This window comes from Pseudomonas sp. 57B-090624, from assembly GCF_003234055.1.
GTDB classification, from domain to species: domain Bacteria; phylum Pseudomonadota; class Gammaproteobacteria; order Pseudomonadales; family Pseudomonadaceae; genus Metapseudomonas; species Metapseudomonas tohonis.
The window spans coordinates 1-3,679 of record NZ_QKRU01000153.1; the positions used below are offsets into that span (position 1 = coordinate 1).

At 66.1% G+C, this 3,679-nt stretch carries 5 protein-coding genes; 2 read left to right on the forward strand and 3 right to left on the reverse strand.

Going from position 1 to position 3,679, the window contains the following annotated elements; genetic code table 11:
• Positions 1-87: 87 nt before the first annotated feature.
• A complete protein-coding gene (locus DMX10_RS33045) occupies positions 88-264 on the reverse strand; it encodes a hypothetical protein (RefSeq protein WP_178083039.1) in 177 nt (58 codons plus the stop codon).
• 100 nt (positions 265-364) lie between these two features.
• A complete protein-coding gene (locus DMX10_RS31910) occupies positions 365-574 on the reverse strand; it encodes a cold-shock protein (RefSeq protein WP_021216916.1) in 210 nt (69 codons plus the stop codon).
• Positions 575-870: 296 nt separating this feature from the next.
• On the opposite strand from DMX10_RS31910, the gene def reads away from it, so the two are divergent.
• Positions 871-1,410, forward strand: a complete 540-nt coding sequence (gene def / locus DMX10_RS31915) for a peptide deformylase (RefSeq protein ID WP_111264848.1) — start codon at positions 871-873, stop codon at positions 1,408-1,410.
• Positions 1,411-1,510: 100 nt separating this feature from the next.
• Positions 1,511-3,061 (forward strand): ComEC/Rec2 family competence protein, encoded by a 1,551-nt coding sequence (locus tag DMX10_RS31920; protein WP_111264849.1) that lies wholly within the window; start codon positions 1,511-1,513, stop codon positions 3,059-3,061.
• A 124-nt stretch (positions 3,062-3,185) separates the two neighbouring features.
• On the opposite strand, the gene DMX10_RS31925 is transcribed toward DMX10_RS31920, so the two are convergent.
• Entirely contained in the window at positions 3,186-3,524 is a 339-nt protein-coding gene (locus DMX10_RS31925; RefSeq protein ID WP_111264850.1) for a DUF2025 family protein, read from the reverse strand.
• Positions 3,525-3,679: the final 155 nt, after the last annotated feature.

A 3,679-nucleotide genomic window follows, 5' to 3' on the forward strand; every position in this document is an offset into this window, starting at 1 on the left:
GGGGAGGCAGCGGGGAGGGTATGGCGCGGTGTCGAAGCTGCGCCCGGCGAATGAGCGGGCTCACTCGCCAGGGGGCGCGGAAGGACGTTACTTGCCGATACGGATGTGGCGGCTCGGAGCGCCTTGGCCACTGACGCCCTTGGCGATCTTCTGGATTTCACCACCGGACTTCAGGAAGGCAGCGACCTGCTCGGCGATCGACTCGCTGGTCTCGACGGCGGGCGGGGCCTTGGGCTTGCTACTGTGGGAGTTCTTGATACGCATGGGGGCTCCTTTTCAAGGACAGTGCCGCAGGGCTCGGCGGTGAAGAAAATACCCTGAAAAAAAAACCGGCCCGAAGGCCGGTTTCCTTGTACGGCAGTGATCAGATCACTTGTACTTCGTCGGCTTGCATGCCCTTCTGGCCTTGCACGGCGATGAAGGAAACCTTCTGGCCTTCCTTCAGGCTTTTGAAGCCGGCGCTCTGGATGGAGCGGTAGTGAACGAACAGGTCCGGGCCGTTATCGGTGGTGATGAAGCCGAAGCCTTTTTCATCGTTGAACCACTTGACGGTGCCAGTTTGACGATCAGCCATTTTGAAACTCCTTGAACAAAGTTGACACGGCGTTGGAACTTTCCAGGCCGGACTGAGCGCAAAGAGTGGATAAATCGAAGGTTGAAACCGTGGATCGATTTACGGTGACACATGCAGCACAGTGCGCAACACCATACCCGTCCTCGCGGGGATTGCCTACAGTTTTATTCGCATCTCGCCAAAAGGCTTTCGCCGGCTGCCGTCCCGCTTGCCCGTCGCGTTGCGCTGGAACCTTGCAAAGCCGCGTGGTTGCTGGCTTCATCCGCTCCTTTCAACGGCCCTACGGAGAGTGACCGATGATCCGAGAAATCCTCAGGATGGGGGATCCGCGCCTGCTGCGCATCGCCCCTCCGGTGCCTGCCGAACTCGTTGGCAGCGATGAATTGCGGCGCCTGATCGCCGACATGTTCGAGACCATGGAGCATGTCGGCGGCGTCGGCCTGGCCGCACCGCAGATCGGCGTCGACCTGCAACTGGTGATCTTCGGCTTCGAGCGCAGCGAGCGGTATCCCGACGCACCGCCGGTGCCGCCCACCATTCTCCTGAACCCGGTCATCACGCCCCTGGGCGAGGCGCTGGAGGAGGGGTGGGAAGGCTGCCTCTCGGTGCCCGGCCTGCGTGGGGTGGTGAACCGCCACCGGGCGATCCGCTACCAGGGCCTCGACCCCGAGGGCAGGCCGATCGACCGCAGCGTCGAGGGTTTCCATGCGCGGGTGGTGCAGCACGAATGCGATCACCTGATCGGCCGCCTGTATCCCTCGCGCATCACCGATTTCTCCAGGTTCGGCTTCACCGAGGTGCTGTTCCCTGGCCTCGACCCCGCCGCCGACGACTGAGCGCTCCCGACCTTCGTCGGGACCTGGCCGTGCCGGCGGCAGCTTGCCCACCGCTCTTCTATGCTCCTGCGCGCCCAGCATGCGCAAAAGGAGCCTGAGCATGACCACCACCGCCGCCGTGCTTGCCGTCGACCTGGCCAACGTCTACGACGCCCCCAAGGCCGGCAAGCTGCTCTACACCCTGGCCTGGGGCGACTACGTCGATGTGCTGGAGGTGACCGACACCCACCTGCGCATCGCCACCCATACCTACCAGGAGCGCTCCGACGGCAGCATCCTGCCGGTCGCCACCGAGGCCTGGCTGGTACCGCCTAAGTCCGCGCGCCGCAACGGGCGTCGGTTGAAACCGGCCGACCTGGTGATCCCGCGGGCGGACAGCCGGGTGCTCAAGGTCAACTTCGTCGACGTGCAGCAGGGCGATGGCGCGGTGATCGAGACCCCCGGCGGCAAGGTGATGCTGGTGGATGGTGGCGACAACCAGATGTTCGCGCGCTACCTGGCCGCGCGTTATCGCGGTTCCCGCGCCGAGGCACCCAAGGCGATCGATTGCATCCTGGTCACCCATGGCGATGCCGACCACTTTTCCGGCCTGACCCAGATCCAGCGCTCGGAGACCAACGCCGAACCGCGCAAGCGCCTGTTCATCGAGCCCCGGCGCATCTACCACAACGGCCTGGTCAAGCGCTCGAAGACCAGGCGCAAGGAAACCGAGCTGCTCGGCCCCACCCTCGACGCCGACGGCATCAAGCTGCTCACGCCGCTGCTGGACAGCCCGCTGCAAGTCCCGGCCGAGGCGATGAACACCGACTTCCGCGCCTGGCGCAAGGCGCTGGAGGCCTGGCAGGCACGGGCCGCGCAGCTGGGGCACCCCGGCATCGAGTTCCGCCGCCTGTCCGAGGGCCAGCACGACGCCTTCGATTTCCTGCGTGACGAGGACATCGACGTGCAGGTGCTCGGCCCGCTGCTCAGCGAGGCCGGCGGGGCGAGCGGCCTGCCGTTCCTCGGCAGCACGCCTTCCGGGCCGCGTGTCGGCCACGAGTCCCTCGACATCGGTGCCGAGGGGTTCGCCGGTTTTTCCGCCTCGCACACCATCAATGGCCATTCGATCGTCTTCCGCCTGCGCTATGGCGGCTTCAACTACCTGTTCTGCGGTGACCTCAACGACGAAGCCGGGCGTACCCTGGCGCGCCAGCACGACGCCGGCGAGATCGACCTGCGCGCGGAGGTCTTCAAGGTGCCGCACCACGGCTCGGCGGACTTCTCCGGCGGCTTCTTCAAGCGCGTCGAGTCCATCGTCAACATCGTCTCCAGCGGTGATGACCCGATGAACGAGTACATCCACCCCCGCGCCACCCTGATGGGCGCGCTCGGCCGCTACTCGCGGGTGGACGAGCCACTGGTGTTCGTGACCGAGCTGGTGGCCTTCTTCCGCCTGGAGGGCTGGGCGCATCTTTCCGACAAGGAAAAGGCGGAGAAGCGCGGCGACTTCTTCGCCTTCAGCCGCAGTGCCTACGGCCTGGTCAAGACCCGCACCGACGGCAAGCGCCTGCTGGTCTACACCGACAGCGGCAAGGCCGATCTCAAGGAGGCCTATTGCTACGAGCTGGATGCCGACGGCGTGCCCCAGCCGGCGGTGGTGATCAAGGTCTAGCCGCTGTCGAAGAACGGCCGCGCCGCCTCGCCTGCCTTTTCAATGGCCATCCAGGGGGCTCGGGCAGGCGGCGTCGGCCGGGCGCTGGGCGGGCCCGACGGCGCCGGGCGACGCGGGGCACGGCTCAGGCCGTCAGGGTGGACGGCTTGAGCTGGCGCTCGGCGGTGATTTCCGGCAGGTCCTTGCGGCGCATGTAGACGCGCAGGGGCTCGGTGACGTTGAGGCGATCGTCGATGTTCTGCTCCAGCAGCAGCTGGATCAGCTCACGCTTGAGGGTCATGGTGCGGTCGCCATGGGGCTGCCAGACGAATTCGCAGGCCGGCATGATGCTGTCGTTGTCCACATCCATGCCGAACGAGTCCTCGCTGAAGCGCACGATGTGCCGCCCGGTCTTGGTGTTGAAGCCGACGAAGCCGTTGAGCTGGTCGGCGGCGGCGCAGATGCCGCTGGAGGTGATGCTCATTGGGTAAACCTCGCTGGAGGGTCCGGGGACCCGGGTCAGGTCTACACGCGCAGGCGAAGCGATGGCCCGGTCTGGCGCCGGGCTCGGCGGGGGATTGTGCAACAGCTCGTCGTCCGGGGGAGGACGGTGGATTGCCGCAGGCGCGCCGCTACTGC

Excerpts from the sequence above, each read along its gene's own strand:
- DMX10_RS31920 (WP_111264849.1), top strand. The coding sequence starts at position 1,511 with ATGACCACCACCGCCGCCGTGCTTGCCGTCGACCTGGCCAACGTCTAC.
- DMX10_RS31910 (WP_021216916.1), bottom strand. The coding sequence starts at position 574 with ATGGCTGATCGTCAAACTGGCACCGTCAAGTGGTTCAACGATGAAAAA.
- def (WP_111264848.1), top strand. The coding sequence starts at position 871 with ATGATCCGAGAAATCCTCAGGATGGGGGATCCGCGCCTGCTGCGCATC.
- DMX10_RS33045 (WP_178083039.1), bottom strand. The coding sequence starts at position 264 with ATGCGTATCAAGAACTCCCACAGTAGCAAGCCCAAGGCCCCGCCCGCC.
- DMX10_RS31925 (WP_111264850.1), bottom strand. The coding sequence starts at position 3,524 with ATGAGCATCACCTCCAGCGGCATCTGCGCCGCCGCCGACCAGCTCAAC.